Genomic DNA, 23642 nt, shown 5'->3' with positions numbered 1-23642 from the left:
CCTTATTGATCAATGCGCAATACTGGTCGCTTGCGCGATTCCGATTTGATTGCGTCCGGCACGCTTGGCATCATAGAGAGCATGATCCGCCGCATCGATCAGTTGGCCTGCGGACATGCCAGGCTCCAGCCTGGCAATCCCCGCACTGAATGATGCACGCAAAATTCCCTCACCATGCCGCAAATCCAGTGCAGCGAATCGCTCACGCATGAGATCCAATTGCTGGGCAGCTCGAAGCAAAGAAAGGTCATTGTAGATAACGGCAAATTCCTCCCCGCCATAACGCCCAACTGCTTCTGCATCCACTACGGACTGGCGCATCAGGCGCGCAAGGCTCTTGATCACACGATCCCCGACAGGATGTCCATGACTGTCGTTGATACGCTTGAAATGATCGATATCGACCATGGCAAATGCCAATGGAACTTTTTCTCGCTGTGCATGGTACACAACGCGCTCCAGCCTGGCGGTGAGGCTGGTATGGTTCAGCAATCCGGTCAAGCTGTCGCAAGTCATCCAGTGACGCAGGCGTCGATAGCGTTCCGCGGTAATGGTCACGACGGCCACCAACTCATCTGCCTCCATGTTCTTGACCAGAAAATCGTCGCCACCCATGCTACGCGCCATCAATTGCCGGTTGCGGCTGGTCTCGGTCGAAAGATAGACAATCGGGATACTGTCAAACTGCTTGTTCTGGCGGATGACTCTGGCAATTTCATCCCCCGTGCATTGCGGCATGTATACATCCATCAGCAGGATATCCGGCCTGAACCGTTCAAGCGGCAAAAAAACCTCCAGCGGATTGTGAACCACCTGCACCTGCATACCAGCCGCAGACAAGGTATTTTGTGCCCAGCGCGAAACAACTTCAGAGTCGTCAACCACCAATACCCGGAATGGCGCTTCGTGATTGCGCACGAGCAATTGATCCAGTCGATCAACCAATTGCTGCCCATCAAATGGTTTACCCACAATATCGGTGATACCGACGCGCAGCATCTCAAGCTGCTTGACCACCGACAGGGGCTCTGACAGATACACCAACGGTGCATCAGTCAAGCGCGCCATCAGTGGTACGGCCTGTGGCAATTCAGCATCGTCAAGCCCACTCTCGTCGATCAGCAGTGCAGCCGCCTCACAGGAATGCATGGCAGCCAACAGCGCACTCTGGCGAGAAAAAATTTGCACAGAAAAACCAAACAATTCCAACTGTGTCGACAATTCAGCGGCTTGCTGCGAATCAGTGCTTATCAGATAAATCCGCGACGGGTGTTGTACTTCAAGCATGGCTTGCCTGTGTAAAACGAAAGGTGCCAGCATAGCAGAGTCAGGGTTTCTCCTGAATTTCTTTACAGAAAAAGAAATGATTTACGAGAATGACCCGACCAGAGCCACTCGGTTTGGGCTGCCTTGAAAAAAGCAGCCCCGCATCTTGACGATACGGGGCTGCTTGACTGTACAACAAACTCGGGGCTCGATCCGAGCCCGAGCATATGGCTTAGTGGCGGCGCTCGCCGACCTTCACAATCTTCATGCTGTTGGTACCACCACCGAGGCCAACCACATCACCGAAGATGAAGATCACGATATCGCCCTTCTGCACCACACCGCGGCGCAGCATTTCCACCTCAGCACGAACCAGCTGTTCATCGTGATCATTGGAGGACTGTGCCACCAGCATCGGGTACACGTCACGCATCAGCGACAGGCGGCTGTAGGTATCTTCTGCCGGGGTAATGGCATAAATCGGCACACCGCACAGGAAACGGGAAATCCACAGGGCGGACGAACCGGACTGGGTCAGCGCACCAATGGCCTTTACGTTCAGACGGCTGGCAGCATACAGTGCCGACATGGAGATTGCCTGATCGATACGGGTGAAATCACCACCGGACAGCGCGTCTTCGCTGATGATCTTGCTTTCTTGCGACTTTTCAGCCTCAAGACAAGTACGCGCCATGACTTCCACGGTTTCAACCGGGAACTTGCCGGCAGCAGACTCAGCCGACAGCATCACGGCATCGGTACCATCCAGCACGGCGTTGGCCACGTCGGAAACCTCGGCACGGGTCGGCACCGGATTTTCGATCATGGATTCCATCATCTGGGTCGCAGTGATGGTCAGCTTGTTCATCTTGCGAGCCAGCTTGATCATCTTCTTCTGCAAAGCCGGCACGGCGGCTTCGCCCACTTCAACCGCCAGATCACCACGGGCTACCATGATGCCATCGGAGGCTTCGAGGATTTCTTCCAGATTGGTGATCGCTTCGGTACGTTCGATTTTGGCAATCAGCTGAGCTTTGCTGCCAGCGGCACGCAACAGGGTGCGAGCCATGTACATGTCGGAACCGCTCTTCGGGAAGGAAACCGCAACGTAGTCAGCATTGAGTTTGGCTGCAGTCTTGATGTCTTCCATATCCTTCGCGGTCAAGGCCGGTGCAGTCAGTCCACCACCTTGGCGATTGATACCCTTGTTGTTGGACAAGACGCCGCCCAGCAAAACGGTACAGTGCACTTCTGGTCCGCGCACTTCATTCACTTCCATTTTGATCAAGCCGTCATTCAGCAAGAGAATGGCACCCTGCTCGACATCATTCGGCAATTCTTTGTAGTCCAGGCCCACGCGCTCTTGATTACCCACGGCGCATTCGGCATCCAGAATGAATTTTGCGCCTTTCTCGAGGGTAACCTTGCCCTTTTCGAACTTGCCTACGCGAATCTTCGGGCCTTGCAAGTCAACCAGCACGGCAACCGGACGTCCCAGTTTCTTGGCGATCTCGCGCACACCTGCTGCACGATTGATATGGTCTTCGGCAGTGCCGTGAGAGAAATTCAGGCGAACCATGTTCACGCCAGCATTGAGCAGGCGCTCCTGAGTGGCCTGGTCATTGGAAGCCGGGCCGAGTGTGGCAACAATCTTGGTACTGCGAAGCATAAGTGAGGACTCCTGTACTTTATTTAGGTAGGGCATTAATCAAACACATCGTGTGTGTCACCAGCCGTGCAACGCGACAAAATATAGTGGGCCATCCCCAGTGCCGGAATATGCATCTGCACAACACGAAATCACTACATTCCCGGGCTTTATGGGCATAAGCATGCTGGCGCCCCCAGCAGGAATCGAACCTGCAACTAGCCCTTAGGAGGGGCTCGTTATATCCATTTAACTATGGGGACACTTGCAGAACCGACAGATCCAGCCAGTTCCAACATCCATACTGAAACGCAACATCGGCATAAAACCATGCCAGAAATGAGTGTGAATTATGCCGTTTCGGTCAAGTCACAGCAATAGAAACTCATGAGAACTGGTAGTTAAACTACATTCAAGATTGACGCGGCTCAAGCGCCGGAATGAAGAATCGATCAGCACCGTCACTGTCGGCGCCGGCTATTGAACTCATCGAGCATTTTTTGCTCACGTGCACCTTCCTTATGTAATTCCTGCTGTTGATGCCGATCCTTGAGCACCTCAAAACCCTTGACCTTCTTTTCGCACTCTTGCCACGCCTTCAACATTTGCTGGTAGCGTTTTTCATATCCGGCTAACTGGCTGGCTTGCTGCTCGGCTGCCGCATCAAGCTTGGTCAGAAACAATTGAAAATCACGCCATTGCACTATGGTGATACCTCCCTGGCCGTTGCTAGCCAGGCGATTGCGATACTCGCTTCTGTAACCATCGATTTGCGCCATCTTGGCCTGCGCTGCAAGCCATTCGCTCTGTGCAGCCTGCAACTTCTTAGCTGCTTCTTCACGCTCATCCAGAGCAAGCTGCAACAGGAAATCAAAACGGAATTTGGCCATAACGGTTTACCGCATCAATGCGCGAATATCTGGGCCAGTTTGGATCTGGCACCCTGGTAACCTTCGCACTCATGAATCGATTGCTGCAAGAATGCCTCAAACGATGCATGGCGTCGAATTGCCTCATCCAGAACAGAATCAGATCCCGGAACATAAGCACCCACGCTGATCAAATCTCGGCTGCGCTGATACCTTGAGTAAAGATATTTAAAGCGACGCACCAACTCAAGCTCTGCCGGGGTCACGATATCCTGCATTACCCGGCTGATGGAGCTTTCAATATCGATGGCCGGATAATGGCCAGAATCAGCCAACTGGCGTGACAAGACAAAGTGGCCATCCAGAATTGCACGCGCAGAATCAGCAATCGGATCCTGCTGGTCGTCGCCTTCTGACAAAACCGTATAAAACGCCGTGATTGACCCGCTGCCAGCACGGCCATTACCCGCGCGTTCAACCAATTGCGGCAAGCGAGCAAACACTGAAGGTGGATACCCTTTTGTCGCAGGTGGCTCCCCCACGGCCAAGGCAATTTCACGCTGAGCCATGGCATAGCGTGTCAGCGAATCCATGATCAGCAGGACATTCTTACCCTGATTGCGAAAATATTCAGCCACACTGGTTGCATAGGCCGCGCCATACAAGCGCAGCAATGGCGGCGTATCGGCCGGAGCGGCCACCACAACCGAGCGCGAACGCCCCTCTGCACCGAGGATATTCTCAATAAAATCCTTGACTTCGCGCCCACGTTCACCGATCAGACCCACCACTACGACATCGGCGGTGGTATAGCGCGCCATCATACCCAGCAAAACCGATTTACCTACACCTGAGCCCGCAAACAAGCCAAGTCGCTGCCCTCGACCAACAGTCAGCATGGCATTGATTGCCCGCACGCCAACATCCATGACATCGCGCACCGGTTCGCGATCCATCGGATTGAACGGCCGTGCGAACAAGGGCATATAACTTTCAAACTGTAACGGGCCCTTGCCATCCAACGGCCGGCCCAAGCCATCAAGAATTCGCCCCAGCAATCCCCAACCAACAGGAACCTGACGTCCATGATCCTCGACGCGGCGTCTGGACAGTTGCTGCACACCGTATTTAGGCATCCAGGCCGCGACATCCTCGTGCGGCACAACCTCTGCCCCGGGCTCAACACCGTACACTTCGGCGATCGGCATCAGAAACAAGCGATCTTCCTGAAAACCGACTACTACCGCTTCGACCGAATGTCCGCCTGCCGTCAGCACATCGCAGGACATTCCAATTGGCAGACGCAGGCCAGCAACCTCCAGCACCAAGCCGGACACGCGGGTCAAGCGGCCACGCGGCAACCAGGGCCGTACCCATTGCACGGCGCTTTTGCAATCAGCCAAATATTGGGAACATCGGTCAATCACGGGTGTGATCATCGGATTCATTCATGGCAGCGAGTTGCTCCCAGGCCAGATCAGCCCGCTGCTTTTTGCCGAGTACATTCAGAATGGTCTGCCAGCGCAGAGCCAACCCCAGATCAATGGATGAGACCGGTGACTCGATACGGCAATCGCCAGGTGCCAAGGCGGGGTCACCCACAAAACGCCAATTTCCCGAGGGCAATTCATTCGCCAGCACACTCGAAACCACGGCAAGATCATCAGGATTCAGGAGCAATCGCGCCGGTTCCCTGATTGATGGCAAGCCGGCAATTGCCTCACGGACAGCGGGCAAGAGCAATGTTCGGTCGGCATCCAGCGCATCCCTGACCAACTGTCGTGCCACCACCAGCGCCAACTCAAGCACCTCATCCGCCAACTTTGCCTCTGCCGACTGCCGTGCTTCAGCCAGACTGGCCAATACAGCCCGGAACTGATGAACCTCTTCTTCCGCCACAGCACGGCCTGTCTGCAGGCCACTCTGAAAGCCGTCCTCATGCGCCTGCTGTTCGATTGCTTCGATTTCTTCGGCAGTGGGAAAATGAATCGGCACGGCATCTTCTACCGTTTCCGGCACTTCGACAGGGGCTGTGAATACCTCGGAGGACAACGGCTCTACAGAGGGGGATTCAACAGTGGTTTGCTCGGGCACAGGCTGCGCCAAGGCAGCCCCTTCCAGCAGGCTATTGAACTGCCAGCGCTGAAATTCCGAAAGTTCCTCGCGCGGAATGACCCGTGAAATTTGGCCTGCCATCTACTGATAACCCCGCATCATTCAACCAGACCTTCATCACCCTTGCCACCCAGCACAATCTGCCCTTCATCTGCCAGACGACGCACAATCTTGAGAATTTCCTTCTGCTCAGCCTCAACTTCAGACAGTTTGACCGGCCCTTTCGCATCCAGATCTTCACGCAGCATCTCCGCTGCACGCTGCGACATATTCTTGAAAATCTTGTCCCGCAAGGCTTGGCTGGTTCCCTTGAGTGCAACAATCAATTGATCGGACTGGATTTCACGCAGCAACAATTGAATGCCTCGATCATCGATATCAAGGATATTGTCAAACGTAAACATCTTGTCCTGAATTTTCTGTGCCAATTCCGGATCGTACTCGCGGATACTGGATACGGCGGAAGCCTCGACAATCCCGCCCATGAAGTTGAGGATATCCGCCGCCATTTTGACACCGCCCATCGCACTTTTCTTGAGCTTATCCGAACCGGACAGCAGCTGGGTCAGCACATCATTGAGTTCTTTCAGTGCAGCAGGCTGAATACCTTCCAATGTCGCAATTCGCAACAGGACGTCATTGCGCAACCGCTCCGTGAAATTAGCCAATACCTCAGATGATTGGTCTGGCTCAAGATGGACAAGAATGGTTGCAATGATCTGGGGATGTTCGTTCTTGATGAGTTCCGCCACCGCGGCAGAATCCATCCACTTGAGCGATTCGATCCCGCCGTTATCATTGCCCTGCAGGATACGGTCAAGCAGGTTCGCGGCCTTGTCTGTTCCCAGCGCTTTAGTCAGAACTGAACGGATATATTCATCCGCCGCCCCAAGATTCGCACGATTTTTGGTTGCCGAGATAAAATCCCCCAGCACATTGTCCACTTCCTCGCGCTTGACGTTTTCCATGCCGGCCATGGCAAAGCCGAGCTTCTGAACCTCTTTGGGGCCCAGATACTTGAACACTTCGACAGCAGCCTCTTCCCCCAGTGTCATCAGGAGAATCGACGCCCGGCGAACGCCTTCCTCATCCATATTCGCAGCCATGTAGCTTCCTCAGTTCTTTTTGCCGGACTCGGTCGACTCTTCTTCGCCACTCATCCATTCACGCAAAATGGTGGCGACCATGCGCGGGTCATCCTTGGCAAGCGTTTTGGCCTGCTGCAACAACTCAGAAAAGGCTGACAGCTTTTCCTGATTTTCTTCGGTCATTACCTGCTGCGCAAAGTGCAACGGGGTAGCACCCATGCCTGCTTCCTCAGCATCCTCGTCCCGCGCCGAGCGGGCATCCTCCCGTGTTCGGCTCATATCACGCATCAGCGGGCGAACGACAAAGAACAACAGGTAAATCACAACCAATGCAATCAGTGCCACCTTCACCACGTCGGCCAGATTGACTTTCAGATACTCGAGCGCGCGATCAGGCAAGGCAACCTCAGCCACCTCTGCGGATCGGGCAAACGCAGCATTGACGACATTTACCGAATCACCCCGGGGCTGATTGAACCCAACAGCCTCGCGCACCAGGTTATTGATCTGCTCCATTTCCTGCGCTGGCAGCGGTACAAAAACTTGTTGCCCATCTTCATTCACACTGGAGCGATAATTGACCACCACCGCAACGGAAAGCCGCTTGACACCACCAACCGGTTGTTTCACATGCTGGATCGTCTTGTCTACCTCATAGTTGGTGGTTGCATCACGCCGTGAATTGGCATTCACCACAGACTGATTGGCCGCCCCCTGTGCGCCGGCCTGATCCGGAACAGCAATGGGAGCAACTGCCGTACCCGGAGGTTGATTTGACAATGCACCAGGAACACCAGCTGCAACATCAGCTCCCGCTCGTCCACTTTGCTCGGTAGTTTGCTGACTGCGGATCGCCGCCTCATTGGGTGGACCATTAGGTCTGAATTTTTCTGAAGTCTCTTCAACTTCTGCAAAATCCACCTGAGCAGTCACCTCAGCCCGAACATTGTCACGCCCCACGATCGGCGCCAGAATGGCCTCGACACGTTCGACAAAATTGCGCTCGATCTGTTGCACGTACTGCAGTTGGGTGGGATCAAGACTCAAGCGCTGTTTATCGCGATCGCTCGAGAGGAGGTTCCCATCCTGATCAACCAGCGTCACATTTTTGACCGGCAAATCCGGCACGCTTGATGAGACAAGATGCACGATGCCTGCCACCTGGCCACCATCAAGCTGGCGACCACGGTGCATGGTAATCACTACCGAAGCAGAGGGTTTTTGCTGGTCTCGCAGGAAAACAGTTTGCTTGGGAATAGCCAGATGTACCCGTGCACGCTCGACCACGGAGATGGTTTCGATGGAACGTGCCAGTTCGCCTTCGATGGCTCGCTGATAATTCACTTGCTCGGCGAACTGGGAGATACCGAATTTCTGGCTATCCATCAGCTCGAATCCAACATTGCCTGCCTTGGGCAAGCCCTGGCCGGCCAAGCGCAGCCGCGCGTCGTACACCTGATCCGCTGGCACCTGTATCGTGCCACCAGCATCAAGCTTGTACGGGACATTCATCTGCTGCAGGGATTGAATGATGGCACCACCTTCCTTGTCCGGAAGGTTGGTGAAAAGAATGCGCCAAGCTGGCTCGCGGGACCAAAGCAAGGTACCAACGAGCAAGGCAATGACAGCCGCAGCCAGCACGGCAATACCCAGCTTGCTGGGTCCGGACAGAGCCTCGAAACGCTGGCGCATACCGCCTGGATCTTTATTCGCAACCGGGTTGCGCTGAGCTGCTACGCTCGCCTCTGCCATAGTCTAGCCAATATCGTCACTCCAGGCCGTCAGACCTGCATGTTCATGATTTCCTGATAAGCACCCACGAGCTTGTTGCGAACCTGCACCATTGTCTGAAAGCTCAGGCTGGCCTTTTGCAGCGAGACCATGACATCTTGCAAATCCGCCGTGGGTTCACCCGCCTGGAACGCAAGCTGTTTATCCTGAGACTCCAATTGCATCTGATTGACCTGATCAATCGACTGCTTGAGCACTTCGGCAAACTGCGGTGCCTCGGCACCTTCAACATTGGCTGCAGAGGAGGATTGACCAGAAGCCAGCGCTGCGACCGAGCGAAGCTCTCCAAGTAATTGATCAATACCTTGCACGCTACTCATGATTACTTATCCTTCCAGACCTGATTCTAGGGGCGAGACACCTGCCCGGCAAGCAATTCCTGCGCCAGATATTTGCTAGGCACGCAAATTACCATCCCGCTCCCGGTACTGCTGCAATTTGTGGCGCAAAGTACGCTCACTCATGTTAAGCCGCTCAGCCGCCAACTTCCTGACCCCGCCAACCGCACGCAATGTGTCCAGTATATGCTGCTTTTCCACTTCCTTGATATCCAGCACAGTCTGTTCTGACTCATCCTCCACGGAGGGTGCACTGGCAATTTTTGCCGCCTTGACCGGCAAGAGCAGATGCTCAGGCGCAATCTCATCACCGCTTGCCAGGATAAGCGCCCGCTGCATCACATTATCCAGCTCACGGATATTGCCCTCCCAGCCATAGGCCAACAAGCACGACTCAGCTTCGGGCATCAGCACAGGAAGGCGTCGATTTTGCCTGGCGGAATGTCGCGCGAGCATGGCGCGCGCCAACGGAACGATATCGTCTTTTCGCTCCCGCAGCGAAGGCAGGTACAACGGAAAGACATTGAGCCGATAGAAAAGATCCTCGCGAAAACGCCCTTCACTTACCTCATGCTCGATGTCGCGGTTCGAAGTCGCCAGTACACGCATATCCACCGGGATGGCTTTAGCCCCCCCCACGCGCTCCACTTCACGCTCTTGCAAAACACGCAGCAATTTTGCCTGAAGTGCGAGGGGCATTTCTGTTACCTCATCCAGTAACAAAACGCCCCCATTTGCCTGCTCAAATTTCCCGATATGTTGTGAAGTTGCACCAGTGAATGCGCCCTTTTCATGTCCGAACAAGGTTGATTCAAGCAACTGTTCCGGGATGGCGGCACAATTGATGGCCACAAACGGCTTGTCGGCACGAGAACTGTTGCGATGAATGAAACGCGCCAGCACTTCTTTCCCGACCCCGGATTCGCCCGTGATCATCACAGACGCATCCGACTGCGCCACACGGCGGGCGACATCCAGCAATCGGCGCATTGCCGGATCTTCAGCAATCACCGAATCATCGTCACTTTCCGGCAACAGGTACTTTGCAACTTCCTCCAATAATTTTTGCGGCTCAAACGGCTTTGGCAGGTAGTGGCAAGCGCCCGCATGCAGCGCTGCAACTGCCTTATCGATCAGTCCATAGGCCGTCATCAGCATCACGGGCAGCCATGGATACTTGATCTTGATTTCACGCAGCAGACTATTGCCATCCATCGGCTGCATCTGCACATCGCTCAAAACCAGCCCGACACGCGTGTGTTCGAGGATCTGCAGGGCGCTCAGTCCATTATCAGCAGCAACCGTGGCATACCCCCCCAACTGCAGGGTATCTACCAAGGCCTCACGCAGATCATCATCATCTTCAACCACCAAGACTGGCAAACTCATAGTCCCGCCCTTGTTGAGTTGGCACGACCACCATGAAGAGACAGCCACTGCATAATGCGCGGGGCAATCTGCTTCAGCGGCAAGACCTCATCCACGGCACCATTTGCAATCGCCTCCTTGGGCATGCCAAATACCACACAACTTGCTTCATCCTGTGCAAAGTTATAGGCACCCGCCTCTTTCATTTCACGCATGCCGATCGCCCCATCCTTACCCATGCCAGTCAGGATTACGCCAATGGCAGAAGAGCCGGCCTGGTTGGCGGCAGAGCGGAACAATACATCCACGGATGGGCGATGCCGGTTAACCGGCTCGCCACGTGAAAGCTCACAGATAAAATGTCCACCGGAAAATCCCAGCATCAAATGAGAATGCCCGGGTGAAATATAAGCACAGCCAGAACGCACCATTTCTCCATGCTCGGCCTCCTTGACCTTGATACGGCACAACCCATCAAGGCGACTGGCAAAAGAGCGGGTAAACATCTCGGGCATATGCTGGGAAATCAGGATGGCCGGCGCATCGGCGGGCAACATCATCAGAAAATCCTTGAGTGCCTCAGTCCCGCCTGTCGAGGCACCAACCACAATCAAGCGTTCCGGTCGTGGCCCCTGTCGTATTTGACGGGGCAGAATAACGTCAGCACTGTAACTTGGTACCACCGAACCTTGCACGTTCGACTCTGCACTCAGCACATTTGCCACAAGCGGCCTTTTGATTTCAGGCTCACGCATTGGCCATCTCCAGTAACCGATCTCCATACCCAGCCCAAGCTGAAACATGGAGTGCTTATAATTATGGGAAAAAAACGAATTCGAATGAAATCAAGGCAAGACATAGTAAACAATCGTCTCATTACCATTACCTGGATAATGCACGCCCGCAGACAATGTCCTGATCAGGCGTATGCCTTGACCTCCACGCAGATCCAAAGGTTCCTGATCGGAAACAGACGCACGCCAGTCAAACCCCTGGCCGCTATCCTTGACACGTATCCGCAGAAACTGCTTTTTTTCATACTCAAAACCAGCAAGATCCAGTGTGATCTGGCCATGCTGCAATGTGTCCAAGCGTTTTCTCCGCTCCTGCGAAACATATGCCGATCGCTCCGCCCGACTCAGACCAGACGCAGGACAAAGGCACAGCAGACCGTAGTCCAGCGCATTAAGAAACAACGCTTCAACGATCTGAAATACATCACTCGCATGTGAATGCAACTTTTTGACGGCAAGGACAAAATCCATGATGAAGGGTGCAAAGCTGATATAGCGCAACTCTTCCGCCCCCAGCACCAACTCATAGCGCCATAACAGCGACGATTTCTGGAAATTTTCCTCCAGCTCAACCACATTGATGCAACTGAATGATTTCGCAGCAATTTCCGGCTGAACCATGGCGTTGCCAAAGTTGGCCATCACCACCGACACATCGTCATGCAACGAGGCTTCCCGCATAAAAGATTGAAGCGCAAACTGAATTGCAGCCATACACTCATGCGGACGAACACCGCACACGGCCTCAAGCAGACGCGTCTCGCCAAATGGCTCTCCATCCGGATTGCGCGCCTCAACCAAGCCATCTGAATACGCCAATACCGCGCCCGGCTGATCAACGCAGAACCGGCTCGGCGTAAAGTCCATCATCGCGCTCGGCACGATTCCTAGCGGCAAGCTGAAAGATTTACAAACTTCAATAACATGCCCGGCCGCATCGAGTATCTTTTGCTCGGGCATGCCGCCATTCCAGATTTCGATGCAATGATCAGCCTCACTGACCGAGATCAACGCCACCGCCACGAAACGCCCCACAGGCAGCACCTGGCGCACCTTATTGTTCATTTCGATCAGGATTTCAGGCAGGGAATGACCGCGCTCGGTCATGCTGTAAAAAGGCTGCATCAGGGGCAAAACATTGAGCGCTGCCGATATCCCATGGCCAATCCCGTCAGCGAGCAGAAGATGCAGCACGCGCCCCGGCGTACGCGCCACACCGATCAGATCTCCTGACAGACTCTCTGCCGGACATAACCAATAGGCAACCTGGGGATCCGTCAATCGTTCAGCGCTCACCAGTTGATCCATCAGGTGATGCACCACCCGCTTCTCTTCTTCCGAGCGCTCATAGTAGTTTGCAAGCTTTTCCGACTGTTCACGAACGCGTCGATTCAACTCAAGCGTTCTGCCAAAGGCATTAAGCTTGGCGCGCAGCACGCGGAAATTGACTGGCTTGTTCAGGTAATCATCTGCGCAGCATTCTATCGCCTCTGCCAGAATCTTCTCCTCGCCCGCCCCAGAAATAAAAACTATTGGAACCCAGGTTTCTTTAGCCTGTTGCTTGATGAGTGTGGCAGCCTGCAATCCGGACACGCCTGGCATCAGCATATCCATCAGGATCAAATCCGGCTGTGCCTGCTGCCATTGCGCGATAGCCTCTTGACCGTCGCACGCTGAAATTGCCTCATACCCCAGTGCTTCAACAAAACGCATCAGCAACAAACGGGCCGACTCAACATCATCAGCAACAAGTATTCTCATGAGTCGCGATCAATCAGGTGCTTAACAGGGTGGTGAAAAACGTTTTCGAGCGGGATAAAACTCGAAAAGCCACCGACAATTGCTCAAAAAATGGGCAAAAACGGCCTATTTTGAGCCTGGTTTATCCTTTTTCGCCCCGGGACTCCGCACATTTTCGATTTTCTATGGGGTGTCTCGGACTTTTTCACCACCCTGTTAACGAATGGTAAAAATCTTTCCAAAGCAGGCGATTTCCAGAACCTGCCTGACTGAATCGTGGCAATTGATCAAGGCCAGACTCTTATGAGCGGAATTCACTTTCTCTTTCAGCAACAGCAACATCCCCAAGGCAGAGCTATCGAGATAAACCACCTGCTGGAAATCGACCCACAGCTCTTTGACCAAAGGATTGGCCACCAATATTTCGCAGACCTGGCGAAATTCTCGATGCGCACTGAAATCGAATTGGCCAGACAAAATAATGCGGCCAATATCCCCGTCAACCTCCGCTCTCGGCAACATATAAGCACCAAGCCTTTCTTGTAATTGGTCACAAACAGAAAAATACCACCACCCCTGCGGCCCACCAAGACGAATCATCATCAAGATACTGTTTTGACCGTTGCAGCCGCAGACGGCATAACAATTCGCAAGGTACTTCCCTGACCAGGCATCGACTGGGCTGTCACCTCGCCACCATACATGACAACCAGATTTCGCACGATAGCCAAACCGAGACCCGTACCTTCCTTGCGCGTGGTAAAAAAGGGATCGAACAAATGCTCCAAGACCTCAGCAGACATCCCCTCACCCTGATCGCGCACTTCAATCGACAGGGCATCGTTCTGGCTGCTGGACACCAGCACCACCGTTGAGCCAGCACACGAGGCATGGCAAGCGTTTTCCAGCAAATTGACCAAGGCCCCAACCATTTCCTTTCGGTTGACCCAAACCTGCTGTGCCGGCGTGGCATCCTTGACAACCAGCCCGACCCCTTTTTCGGCAAATTGATGCTGAACAATCTGACTCGCATCTTCGAACAATTCAGTCACAGCAACCTGCTCCCGCTCATGTGCCTGCCCCCGCACGAACCGCAACATATTGCCGATCAAAGACTCGATATGCTTCAGGCGACTCAGCGACTTTTCGGCAAAACGACAACGCTCCGCCTCTCTTAGGCCAGGCTGAGCCAAATGACCGGTATACAGCAAAGCCGTCGCCAGAGGCGTACGCAATTGATGCGCCAGACCTGCAGCCATTTCTCCCATGGCCGCAAGCCGTTGATGCCGAACCAATGCCTGCTCCAATTCCCATGATTCGGTGAAATCATGGATGAGGAGCAGATTAATGCCTGCTTCAGGTATCTCGCTCTCCGTCAGCGAAAGTCGCCGAACACCATCCCCCCCCTGGTAGCGCCAAAGATCAGACTCAGGCGTTGCGACGAAATGTGCCGCCCTCCATCCCATCCATGACTGCCCAATCACCTCGCTCCCCAGCAACTGCTCCGCTGCAGGATTCATATGCAACACTACACCGGAAGCATCCAGCTCAACCACCCCTGCTGGCAAACGCTCCAGCAACAAACTCAAGCGTCGTGACAACAGGGCTTTTTCGTCAAGCTCGCGCCGAAGTGCGCCATTGGCGATTTCAAGCTGCGCCGTCAGCGAAATGACCTGCTCCTGCAATTCCGCATACGCCGCTGACAACTGCCTTGATGCTTCATTGAACAGTGAAAAGGCAGCTTCCAGCTCCCTTGGATCCATCTGCGGATTTCCTTCACGCATACAGGCTCTATCCTTGTTGAACTGGGTATTTTGCATTATAAATGGGACAAAAGTGACACAGAAACTTCGACCATAACCAGCTGCTGACGCGGAAAAACAATCTGTCATCAACTGTTCGGTATAATGCTGACATCAATTCAAAACCATCCCCAACAGGGAAATGCATCCTACGAGGAGTAAGTAGCCGTGTCCGAACTCTTGAAGAACATTGATGCTCGCACCAAACTTGCCGGCACAAACAAGCTTGAGATTCTGCTATTTACCCTTGGCATTGACCAACGCACCAACCGGCGTGAGACCTTTGGCATCAATGTATTCAAGGTTCGCGAGGTCATGCGTACACCGGAAATCACCCAGGCGCCCGACATGCCACCATCGGTGGAAGGCATGGTGAGCTTGCGCGGCCAACTGGTACCGGTTATTGACCTGGCCAAATACGCAGGCATCATCTCGGGAACCAAACCGGAAATCATGATCGTGTCCGAATACAATGGTCATACTCAAGGATTTCTGGTGGAAGCCGTTGATACCATCCTGCGACTGGACTGGTCATCCATGCAGGTACCGCCCGATATGCTGACCAACCAGATGGGTGGATTGGTCACTGCTGTGACCGAACTGAACAGCGGCAAGCTGGTCATGATGATGGACGTCGAGAAAGTGCTCGCGGAAACGACCAGAACCGGCGACAGCATTGACGCCAGCATGGTGATCAAACACAAGGCATTGACCGATAAAACCGTCTTTTTCACTGACGACTCGGTCGTTGCTCGCAGGCAGATCGAGCTGACTCTCGATGCCATGGGCATCAATCATATTCAAACCATCAACGGCAAGCGTGCCTGGGATGAATTGCAGCGCATTGCCCAGGCTGCCGACATCCAGGGCAAACTGGTCAAAAACATGATCCAGCTCATCCTGACCGATGTTGAAATGCCGGAAATGGATGGCTACATGTTGACCAAACTCATCAAGAGCGACCCGCGCTTTGCCGGGATACCGGTTATCATGCATTCCTCGTTGTCCGGCATGTCCAATCAAAAACTTGGACAATCAGTCGGGGTCGACGGCTATGTAGCCAAATTCGAACCGCACAAGCTATCGGAAATGATTGCCGAGTACCTGTTGCGTCAATAACCGAAATAATCAAAAGCATTCAATCGGAGAAACCGCATGGCCAACTATAGCCAACCCGGCAATCTGCTCGACAGTGTTGATGCGCGGACCAAACTCGCTGGCTCCAACAAAATGGAAATCCTTCTGTTCACCTTGGGAACACGGGAGATTTTCGGTATCAACGTCTTCAAGGTCAGGGAAGTCTCGCAAACACCCAAGATTACCAAAACACCGAATATGCCCGTCGGGGTTGAAGGTGTTATTTCCTTGCGTGGCAATATCATTCCAGTCATTGCCCTGTCGAAGTTCATCGAATGCGATGGCGTAGATCATGCCGATACCACCAGTACGATGATCGTCACCGAGTTTTCCAAGCATACGCAAGCCTTCCTCGTGCATGATGTTGATCGCATCATCCGGGTAGACTGGGACAAAGTGCGCGCACCGGAATCGATGCTGGCGGACAGCCAGGCCCTGATCACGGCGATCACGGAACTGCCCGATGGAAAGCTCGTTTCGATCCTGGATGTTGAACAAATACTGTCCTCAGTCATCGGGGAGCAGATTATTCCAGAGCTCCCGCGTGCATCAACCGAGATTGATTCCTTCATGTTCTTTGTTGACGACTCATTGGTCGCCAGAAAAGAAATCGTGGGCGTGCTAGACAAAATCGGCATCAAATACCATCAGGCCACCAATGGCAAGGAAGCTTGGGACAAGCTGCAGGGACTGGCCAATCGGGCCACTCAGGATGGCGAATTGCTTTCCGAGAAGCTAAAGCTGATTCTGGTCGACGCTGAAATGCCAGAGATGGACGGGTACGTTTTGACCAAACACATCAAGTCTGACCATAGATTCAATGGCATACCTGTTGTGATGCACTCTTCGCTTTCTTCCAATGCCAACCGCGCCATGGGTGCAAGTGTTGGCGTTGATGCATACGTAGCCAAGTTCGACCCTGTGGTCTTGGCTGATACACTTACCCCCTTGCTGACAAACTGATGACAGCTTGAAAATTTAACTCACGCTGGGCTTGATAACCGTTGCCCTGGGAGCAAGACATGGCAGACCCTAACATGCGTTTTCTCGTGGTGGATGATTTCTCCACCATGCGTCGCATCGTACGTAACCTATTGAAAGAACTTGGCTTTTCAAACGTTGACGAAGCAGAAGATGGTCAGATTGCCCTGCACAAACTAAAAAATGGCCAGTTTGACTTCGTTGTTTCCGACTGGAACATGCCAAACATGACCGGTATCGAGTTGCTGAAAGCCATGCGCGCTGACCCGCAACTCAAAGGCACGCCGCTGCTGATGGTCACGGCTGAAGCCAAAAAGGAAAACATCATTGAGGCCGCAACCGCTGGCGCCAATGGATATATTGTGAAGCCCTTTACTGCCGCCACTCTTGACGAAAAACTCAAGAAAATTTTCGCCAACATGGGCAAATAACGACGCTCCGATAACAAAATCCAGTACAGATGCGAAGGAGGCAACTGTGAGCGACCAAGCTTTGAACAGTGGTGATTCGGCAGAACTTGAAGCACTATTTGACAGCATTCTTCAAGCCAATATGACCAATACCGAACCAGCGACACCAGTCACGGCACCAAACACCGATGCCACGAAGATTGAGCTGTACCCTGCCACGACACAGGAAATGTCGGAGCCGGCTCGTTCCATGTTTTCGCACATCGGACAGATGACAAGAAAACTGCACGACACGCTCAGGGAACTGGGGCTGGATAAATCGCTTGAAAAAGCAGCATCGCAAATCCCCGATGCCCGTGATCGCTTGTCCTATGTGGCAACGATGACCGAACAGGCTGCAGAGAGAACACTCAATGCGCTCGATATTGCCAAGCCCCTGCAAGACAGAATCGGCAATGAATCACGTCAACTGGCCGATCAATGGGACAAACTGTTTGCAAACCAGCTTTCGGTTGATGAGTTCAAAGCACTGGTTACTCAAACTCGAAGCCATCTCGCCACTACAGGCAGAGACTCGGATAAAATCAGCAGCCAGATGCTGGAAATCATGATGGCGCAGGATTTCCAGGATCTGACCGGCCAGGTGATCAAGAAAATTCTTTCCATGGCCAAGGACATGGAACAGCATCTGCTCGATTTCCTCCTGATGTTCTCGCCACAGGGCACCAAACAGGAAGATACCCTGCTGAACGGCCCAGTCATCAAATCAGATGGGCGCACTGACGTTGTGACCAGCCAAGAACAAGTTGACGACCTTCTCGAAAGCTTGGGCTTTTGATAGGCAATATGCAGGAGTGTGATCATGAGTGATTTTGCCGGGATGGACGATCTGCTACAGGACTTCCTGACCGAAGCCTCCGAGCTGCTTTCAGACGTCGACAACAAGCTTGTCGAACTGGAAAAAAGGCCGAATGACAAAGCACTGCTGAATACGATCTTCCGCGGTTTCCATACCATCAAGGGCGGCGCAGGCTTTCTCAATGTGGACCCAATGGTAAGCCTGTGCCATCGCACGGAGAATCTGTTTGACAAACTGCGCAATGGCGAATTGTCAATCACACCGGAATTGATGGATACCATCTTGAATGCCACAGGCGTCGTACGTGACATGTTCGCCGCACTGGCACAAGGCAGAATGCCCAGTTCGGCCAGCCCCGAGATACTGACAGCACTTGATGAATTCTTGCAAGGCAAGCCAGGCATCACATCGGAGGCCGCTTCAGCACCAGGCAAATCCAACATTGAAAATCAGTCCTCGCACCAGGCAGAAAAGTCGGATAAGGCACTTGTCCAGACCGAGACAAAGACTGTAAACAGTCAATCTGCCACAGAGCCGGATTGGCAGCAGCTTTACGATACCCTGCTTGACAGGAGCGATGACGTGGCCACGACCATTGAACTTGACGTGCAATCCCCAATGCAAGCGACAACAATTAGCACTGGCAAATCCAGTATTGAGGCCAAACCCGTCGTTGCAGATCCGATGCAGGCATTGCGTCCTGCCCCTGTTCAAGTTCCTGCAACACAAGGCAGCAAGTCTCAGACATCTGCGGGACAACCTTTGTCGACGCAGGAAACCACCATTCGTATCGACACCGTCCGGCTGGATCAGGTATTGAACCTGTCCGGCGAAATTGGTTTGACCAAAAACCGGCTTACCACCCTGCGCACCGATATCATGGCCGGCAAAACCGATGCGGCAACCATCAAGGCACTGGACGAGGCGATCGGGCAATTGGACTTGCTAGTGAGCGATCTGCAGAACGCGGTAATGAAAACGCGTATGCAGCCCATCGGACGGCTGTTCCAGAAATACCCGCGACTGGCACGCGACCTGGCACGCCAACTGGGCAAGGATGTCGAACTGGTTTTATCCGGAGAAGAAACCGAACTGGACAAAACCATGCTGGAAGACCTGAACGACCCGCTCGTTCACCTAGTGCGCAATGCTGTCGATCATGGCATTGAAACGATTGAAGAGCGCATCGCTGCCGGCAAGCCACCTAAAGCCGTGGTCGAGCTGACGGCCACGCAGGTTGGTGATCATATCCTGATTGAAATCACCGATGACGGCAAAGGCATGCGCCCTGACGTCATCCGCAGAAAGGCCGTCGAAAAAGGACTGATCGATGCGGAAACCGCCAACAGTCTGGATGACAAGCAAAGCCTGCAGCTGATTTTTATGGCCGGTTTTTCGACCAAGGATCAGGTATCCAACATATCCGGCCGAGGCGTCGGCATGGACGTTGTGCGGACCAACATCCAGAAACTCAACGGGCGCATTGACATCCACTCGGTTGCAGGAGAAGGGTCGCGTTTCTCGATTCAACTGCCCTTGACGCTGGCTATTTTGCCGGTTCTGGTGGTCAAGATTAAGGATCAACCTTTCGCCGTACCATTGGCTATGGTGCGCGAGATCATTCCGATTCGCCAGGAACAGATTCAGGAAGTATCCGGCAGGGCGACCATTGTCGTCCGCGACGAAATGCTTTCAGTTCGCTCGCTTGCTGCACTCATCGGCTGGGAAGAGGATCACCTGCCAAGTTTTGGTGTACTGATGCAGTCTGCCGAACACTCCTTCATTCTTGCTGTCGACAGCTTTATCGGCCGGGATGATGTTGTGATCAAGCCACTGCAGAATATCCGCCCCAGAGGTATCGCCGGTGCGACGCTATCCGGCGATGGTTCAATCGTCTTGGTTCTGGACATGGAAGACCTGCTCGAATCCAGTTCTGCCAACGCCTCCGCAATCAAGGCTTCCCGCTTCCTGGCAAATTTGGCGGCCTAAGCTATTGACTACTGGTTGCGATTACCGACAACTGTCATGGTAATCGCAACCTAGATTTTTTCTGTTTCAGCTCATACCTGTCCGAGTGGATCTCATGCAAGAAAACGCTTTTATTGGTCGGCAACCTATCCTGAATCGACAACAGCAAATCATTGGCTATGAATTGCTGTTCCGGCTTTCCAAGGATTCGGTAACCGCCGAGTTCTCCAGCGATATGCAAGCGGGCACGAATGTTCTGGTCAACACTATCTCCAACATGGGTACTGATTGGCTGGTTGGCAACAAACTGGCATTCATCAATGTTGCTGAATCCATGCTGGAAAGTAATTTTCTTGAATTGCTTCACCCGGAACGTGTAGTCCTGGAAATTGTGGAGACCACCAAGCCAACTCCGGAACTCTTAAACCGGTTGAAGGAACTGCGTGAGCAAGGTTTTTCGATTGCACTGGATGACTTCGTCCTGACCCCGCAATCAGCGCCATTCATGCAGTATGCCAACCATGTGAAATTCGACATTCAGCAACTGGGCATGCCTCAGGTTCAGGGTTTGTCGCGAGAACTGCGCAAATTTCCAGTTTCGCAAATTGCGGAAAAAGTCGAAACCAAGGACGAGTTCCGTCAGTGCATGGAAATTGGTTTTGATTCCTTCCAGGGGTTCTATTTCGCACACCCGGAAACACTTTCCGCCAAGGTCATCAATCCAAGTTACGCCAACATTCTTAACCTGTTGAACATGTTGCGTAACAATGCCGAAATTCGCGATATCGAAAATGCGCTCAAGCGCGATGTTGCACTGTCATTCAAACTGCTGCGCTATATCAATTCGGCAGGATTTGGCCTGTCCTGCGAGATCCAGTCTTTCCGTCACGCCGTGACTATTCTTGGCTATCAGAAACTGTATCGCTGGCTGACTTTGCTGCTGGTCACTGCCGGCGCAGAAACCGGCTCTGCACCCGCCCTGATGAAAACGGCGGTCACGCGTGGCCGGCTAGTTGAACTGCTCGGGGGTCACTTCCTCAACGGGCAGGAAAAAGACAATCTGTTCATTGTCGGCATGTTCTCGCTGCTGGATGTATTGCTCGACATGCCGATGGATCGCGTTCTGGAAACACTGATCCTGCCAGAACCCATCTGTGATGCATTGCTTGAGCGCAGCGGCATTTATGGGCCATATCTTGAGTTGGCAGAAGCCTGCGAAGACCCGGACATGACCGAGGTACCGCGCCTGTGCGAAACCCTACTGATCTCACCAGAAATGCTTAATCGCGCCCATGTTCAAGCACTGGCCTGGGTAGAGGAAATCGGCATCTAGCCTTTACGGGATTCAGCGCCCCAAAACCATTTGCCATCAGACCCAAAGGCAGCCGATCACGGCTGCCTTTGTTGTATTTGCAAGATAGCTTATGTTTCCGTGATTCCTTGTACGAAATCCGGCTTTTCATAAGGTGTATCCCAATATTCCTGTGTTTGCATTTCTTGCAGCCGGCTGGCCGTACGAATAAATTCGCCAGACTGTTCACCACGAGGATAAAGGGCCTGCGGCTGGTCTGCCGCTGTTGCAATCAGCTTCACGCGGTAATCATAGAAAATATCGATCAGCCATGTCAGCCTACGTGCTTCAGCGGCCCGTGTGGATTCCAGTACAGGAATACCTGAAACCAGTACATATTCAAAATTTCGAGCCAGATACAGATAATCAACCTGGCTACGTTGCGGTCCGCACAAAACATCAAAATCAAACCAGACCACGTTTCTCGCACGACGACGCGATTCCAGTCGATAGCCAGACACTTCAAATACGTGGGGAAAATCATCAGAAACTGTACCCGCCAGCTCAACGAAGAAAACCTGCAGCTTCTGCATGCTTTCCTCATCATGCGGAACCAGGTAGAGCGGGGCTTTAGTCAACAAACGCTGCCTGTGATCGACACCTCCATCGAGATTCACAACATCCAGCATCTGCTGCAACAAAGCAATCGTTGGCAGAAAGCTACTGCGCTGCAGGCCGTTCGGATACAGATTTTCAGGCGGGTAATTGGAGGTCAGTACCATGATGACCCCTTGATTGAACAGAAAGGAAAATAATCGTCCAAGGATCATCGCATCCGCGATATCGGATATGTGAAATTCATCAAAACACAACACCCGTGTCTGCATGGCAATGCGGCGAGCTACAGCAAGTAAGGGATCTGGCTGCCCCTTGAGTGTTTTCAGCTGCAGATGCACTTCACGCATAAAGTCATGAAAATGCAGACGGCGTTTGCGCAGATATGGCAATCCTGCGTAAAAAACATCCATCAGCAGACTCTTGCCACGCCCAACCCCACCCCACAGGTAAAGTCCTTTGGGCAACTTCGGCTGTGGCATCAGCGTATGGCCAAAAATTTCCAGCTTGCCAAGCGGACGACTCCGAACGCGTTTGAAATCAAGCAATTCCTGATACAACTGGTCTAGCCGCATGATTGCCTGTGCCTGCGCCGGATCCAACGCAAATCCCGGTTGACTGCGGGCTACTGCATACCAATTGGAAGGTGACATGCCTGACTGGGGAAGCGAGATCGAATGCTTGGCCATGACTCAAGAATCCGCAACGATGAAATCGGGCAAGCATACAATACCCAACTCTTTCAGTCAGATATTTTGTTGCTAGCCTTTCACCTGGACACGGATGTTCTCGTCACCCCAAGAGGGGGGAACCTGGAAAAAAAACGCCCGGCGGGTCGTTTCTGGCAAACAACCGGTCGGGCCGAGAAGGAGGAGAAGAGGGTTCGAATTGCGAAAAATCGCAAAACAAACTTGCAGTACAGTCGCTCGTTGCAGCACAAGCGACGATTGAACTATACCCAAAACCGGCATGTATCTCAACCAAAAAGTAGATTAACTACCCACTATCTCATGGTAAATTTTTCACAAAACTACAACAAACCGTGAAAATATCAACATTTAAGCGCCCTTCTGCAAACCATACTACAACAGTCGGTTTTATTAGTACCTATCCAGTAGTCAATACATCCCATGAAGGACATAAATTCATGCAAGGGCACATAAAATGACTGCATTGTTATTGTGGTTTTATATTGATATCCCACAGATAGATTGTATGATCCGTTTCGGTTAGCTCGCGTGACTACACACGAGTGCCAACGTTTCCCGTCGGCTTGTTCGATAAGGTATGATCTAGCCCGATTTTAAGATCATCAGGCGTAGTGACTAACGCCATCGTGCCTGCCACGAAACAAGACTTGTCCGGCCTTGCGTAAATTGATGTTGTAAAGCAATGGTTTGTTCTTCTGCCAATTTACAGTGCTTTCAACCTGATTAAGGCAACGCCATCCGCAAAGCGTAGTGAGTTTTGCGGTTTTTTAGACCCGTAATGGAGAACCGAGAATGTCACTGGTAATAGGGGTGCCTCGCGAAGTTTATGCCGGGGAGAAACGCGTCGCGACC

Annotated in this window: 21 protein-coding genes and 1 tRNA gene; 7 read left to right on the top strand and 15 right to left on the bottom strand. The window is 52.8% G+C overall.

The genetic code is table 11. From position 1 onward, the window contains the following. Positions 1-9: 9 nt before the first annotated feature. The 14 genes from AC0KVQ_RS10605 to AC0KVQ_RS10540 form a co-directional block, all read right to left on the bottom strand. Positions 10-1188 (bottom strand): GGDEF domain-containing protein, encoded by a 1179-nt coding sequence (locus AC0KVQ_RS10605; RefSeq protein ID WP_473421132.1) that lies wholly within the window; start codon positions 1186-1188, stop codon positions 10-12. Between the two features lie 310 nt (positions 1189-1498). Then, positions 1499-2935 carry a pyruvate kinase gene (gene pyk / locus AC0KVQ_RS10600; protein ID WP_473421131.1) on the bottom strand — a complete coding sequence of 479 codons (1437 nt, stop codon included), beginning with the start codon at positions 2933-2935 and terminating at the stop codon, positions 1499-1501. A 167-nt stretch (positions 2936-3102) separates the two neighbouring features. Further along, positions 3103-3177, bottom strand: a tRNA-Arg gene (locus AC0KVQ_RS10595). 198 nt (positions 3178-3375) lie between these two features. Continuing rightward, a complete protein-coding gene (gene fliJ / locus AC0KVQ_RS10590) occupies positions 3376-3804 on the bottom strand; it encodes a flagellar export protein FliJ (RefSeq protein ID WP_473421130.1) in 429 nt (142 codons plus the stop codon). Positions 3805-3818: 14 nt separating this feature from the next. Then, positions 3819-5222: a flagellar protein export ATPase FliI gene (fliI, locus tag AC0KVQ_RS10585; RefSeq protein ID WP_473421129.1), complete on the bottom strand. Its 1404-nt coding sequence runs from the start codon at positions 5220-5222 to the stop codon at positions 3819-3821. Next, positions 5203-5979 (bottom strand): flagellar assembly protein FliH, encoded by a 777-nt coding sequence (locus tag AC0KVQ_RS10580; RefSeq protein WP_473421128.1) that lies wholly within the window; start codon positions 5977-5979, stop codon positions 5203-5205. Before AC0KVQ_RS10580 ends, fliI begins: the two co-directional genes overlap by 20 nt. Positions 5980-5996: 17 nt before the next feature. Further along, positions 5997-6992 (bottom strand): flagellar motor switch protein FliG, encoded by a 996-nt coding sequence (fliG, locus tag AC0KVQ_RS10575; RefSeq protein ID WP_473421198.1) that lies wholly within the window; start codon positions 6990-6992, stop codon positions 5997-5999. 21 nt (positions 6993-7013) lie between these two features. Further along, complete coding sequence (gene fliF / locus AC0KVQ_RS10570; protein WP_473421127.1) at positions 7014-8678, bottom strand: flagellar basal-body MS-ring/collar protein FliF; 1665 nt, start codon at positions 8676-8678, stop codon at positions 7014-7016. A gap of 89 nt (positions 8679-8767) precedes the next feature. Next, the gene (fliE, locus tag AC0KVQ_RS10565) at positions 8768-9097 is read right to left on the bottom strand and encodes a flagellar hook-basal body complex protein FliE (RefSeq protein ID WP_473421126.1); all 330 of its coding nucleotides are present in this window, start codon (positions 9095-9097) and stop codon (positions 8768-8770) included. Positions 9098-9172: 75 nt separating this feature from the next. Further along, positions 9173-10504, bottom strand: coding sequence for a sigma-54-dependent transcriptional regulator (locus AC0KVQ_RS10560; RefSeq protein WP_473421125.1), 1332 nt, complete (start codon positions 10502-10504; stop codon positions 9173-9175). Beyond that, positions 10501-11091, bottom strand: a complete 591-nt coding sequence (locus AC0KVQ_RS10555) for a chemotaxis protein CheB (RefSeq protein ID WP_473421197.1) — start codon at positions 11089-11091, stop codon at positions 10501-10503. The genes AC0KVQ_RS10560 and AC0KVQ_RS10555 overlap by 4 nt, the downstream gene beginning before the upstream one ends. A gap of 237 nt (positions 11092-11328) precedes the next feature. Next, positions 11329-13038: a SpoIIE family protein phosphatase gene (locus AC0KVQ_RS10550; RefSeq protein ID WP_473421124.1), complete on the bottom strand. Its 1710-nt coding sequence runs from the start codon at positions 13036-13038 to the stop codon at positions 11329-11331. Positions 13039-13233: 195 nt separating this feature from the next. After that, positions 13234-13620: an STAS domain-containing protein gene (locus AC0KVQ_RS10545; protein ID WP_473421123.1), complete on the bottom strand. Its 387-nt coding sequence runs from the start codon at positions 13618-13620 to the stop codon at positions 13234-13236. After that, entirely contained in the window at positions 13620-14801 is a 1182-nt protein-coding gene (locus AC0KVQ_RS10540; RefSeq protein ID WP_473421122.1) for a sensor histidine kinase, read from the bottom strand. Before AC0KVQ_RS10540 ends, AC0KVQ_RS10545 begins: the two co-directional genes overlap by 1 nt. Before the next feature lie 186 nt (positions 14802-14987). Between AC0KVQ_RS10540 and AC0KVQ_RS10535 the strand changes: the two genes are divergently transcribed. From AC0KVQ_RS10535 to AC0KVQ_RS10510, 6 genes are all read left to right on the top strand, one after another. Continuing rightward, positions 14988-15938, top strand: coding sequence for a chemotaxis protein (locus AC0KVQ_RS10535; protein WP_473421121.1), 951 nt, complete (start codon positions 14988-14990; stop codon positions 15936-15938). A 36-nt stretch (positions 15939-15974) separates the two neighbouring features. Continuing rightward, positions 15975-16919: a chemotaxis protein gene (locus AC0KVQ_RS10530; protein ID WP_473421120.1), complete on the top strand. Its 945-nt coding sequence runs from the start codon at positions 15975-15977 to the stop codon at positions 16917-16919. 59 nt (positions 16920-16978) lie between these two features. Further along, positions 16979-17368 carry a chemotaxis response regulator CheY gene (gene cheY / locus AC0KVQ_RS10525; protein WP_473421119.1) on the top strand — a complete coding sequence of 130 codons (390 nt, stop codon included), beginning with the start codon at positions 16979-16981 and terminating at the stop codon, positions 17366-17368. 46 nt (positions 17369-17414) lie between these two features. Then, entirely contained in the window at positions 17415-18185 is a 771-nt protein-coding gene (gene cheZ, locus AC0KVQ_RS10520) for a protein phosphatase CheZ (RefSeq protein WP_473421118.1), read from the top strand. Positions 18186-18209: 24 nt separating this feature from the next. After that, positions 18210-20195, top strand: a complete 1986-nt coding sequence (locus AC0KVQ_RS10515) for a chemotaxis protein CheA (protein ID WP_473421117.1) — start codon at positions 18210-18212, stop codon at positions 20193-20195. Between the two features lie 94 nt (positions 20196-20289). Beyond that, positions 20290-21507: an EAL and HDOD domain-containing protein gene (locus AC0KVQ_RS10510; RefSeq protein WP_473421116.1), complete on the top strand. Its 1218-nt coding sequence runs from the start codon at positions 20290-20292 to the stop codon at positions 21505-21507. A gap of 89 nt (positions 21508-21596) precedes the next feature. On the opposite strand, the gene zapE is transcribed toward AC0KVQ_RS10510, so the two are convergent. Continuing rightward, complete coding sequence (gene zapE, locus AC0KVQ_RS10505) at positions 21597-22769, bottom strand: cell division protein ZapE (protein WP_473421115.1); 1173 nt, start codon at positions 22767-22769, stop codon at positions 21597-21599. Here zapE and AC0KVQ_RS10500 point away from each other — a divergent pair. After that, the gene (locus tag AC0KVQ_RS10500) at positions 22758-23126 is read left to right on the top strand and encodes a hypothetical protein (RefSeq protein WP_473421114.1); all 369 of its coding nucleotides are present in this window, start codon (positions 22758-22760) and stop codon (positions 23124-23126) included. The two genes, zapE and AC0KVQ_RS10500, sit on opposite strands and share 12 nt — an antisense overlap. The last annotated feature ends 516 nt before the right edge of the window (positions 23127-23642 follow it).

The sequence above is a fragment of the Formivibrio sp. oc-25 genome, from assembly GCF_055810895.1.
Note: the sequence above shows the minus strand (reverse complement) of the source record. Positions and strands in the feature narration are given on the sequence as shown.

Bases quoted from the DNA above. Each gene is read 5' to 3' on its own strand.
- pyk (WP_473421131.1), bottom strand. From the start codon at position 2,935: ATGCTTCGCAGTACCAAGATTGTTGCCACACTCGGCCCGGCTTCCAAT.
- AC0KVQ_RS10500 (WP_473421114.1), top strand. From the start codon at position 22,758: ATGCTTGGCCATGACTCAAGAATCCGCAACGATGAAATCGGGCAAGCA.
- fliI (WP_473421129.1), bottom strand. From the start codon at position 5,222: ATGATCACACCCGTGATTGACCGATGTTCCCAATATTTGGCTGATTGC.
- AC0KVQ_RS10530 (WP_473421120.1), top strand. From the start codon at position 15,975: ATGGCCAACTATAGCCAACCCGGCAATCTGCTCGACAGTGTTGATGCG.
- fliG (WP_473421198.1), bottom strand. From the start codon at position 6,992: ATGGATGAGGAAGGCGTTCGCCGGGCGTCGATTCTCCTGATGACACTG.
- AC0KVQ_RS10580 (WP_473421128.1), bottom strand. From the start codon at position 5,979: ATGGCAGGCCAAATTTCACGGGTCATTCCGCGCGAGGAACTTTCGGAA.
- AC0KVQ_RS10545 (WP_473421123.1), bottom strand. From the start codon at position 13,620: ATGATGATTCGTCTTGGTGGGCCGCAGGGGTGGTGGTATTTTTCTGTT.
- fliE (WP_473421126.1), bottom strand. From the start codon at position 9,097: ATGAGTAGCGTGCAAGGTATTGATCAATTACTTGGAGAGCTTCGCTCG.
- AC0KVQ_RS10515 (WP_473421117.1), top strand. From the start codon at position 18,210: ATGAGTGATTTTGCCGGGATGGACGATCTGCTACAGGACTTCCTGACC.
- AC0KVQ_RS10510 (WP_473421116.1), top strand. From the start codon at position 20,290: ATGCAAGAAAACGCTTTTATTGGTCGGCAACCTATCCTGAATCGACAA.
- cheY (WP_473421119.1), top strand. From the start codon at position 16,979: ATGGCAGACCCTAACATGCGTTTTCTCGTGGTGGATGATTTCTCCACC.
- AC0KVQ_RS10550 (WP_473421124.1), bottom strand. From the start codon at position 13,038: ATGAGAATACTTGTTGCTGATGATGTTGAGTCGGCCCGTTTGTTGCTG.
- AC0KVQ_RS10540 (WP_473421122.1), bottom strand. From the start codon at position 14,801: ATGCGTGAAGGAAATCCGCAGATGGATCCAAGGGAGCTGGAAGCTGCC.
- AC0KVQ_RS10560 (WP_473421125.1), bottom strand. From the start codon at position 10,504: ATGAGTTTGCCAGTCTTGGTGGTTGAAGATGATGATGATCTGCGTGAG.
- fliJ (WP_473421130.1), bottom strand. From the start codon at position 3,804: ATGGCCAAATTCCGTTTTGATTTCCTGTTGCAGCTTGCTCTGGATGAG.
- fliF (WP_473421127.1), bottom strand. From the start codon at position 8,678: ATGCGCCAGCGTTTCGAGGCTCTGTCCGGACCCAGCAAGCTGGGTATT.
- zapE (WP_473421115.1), bottom strand. From the start codon at position 22,769: ATGGCCAAGCATTCGATCTCGCTTCCCCAGTCAGGCATGTCACCTTCC.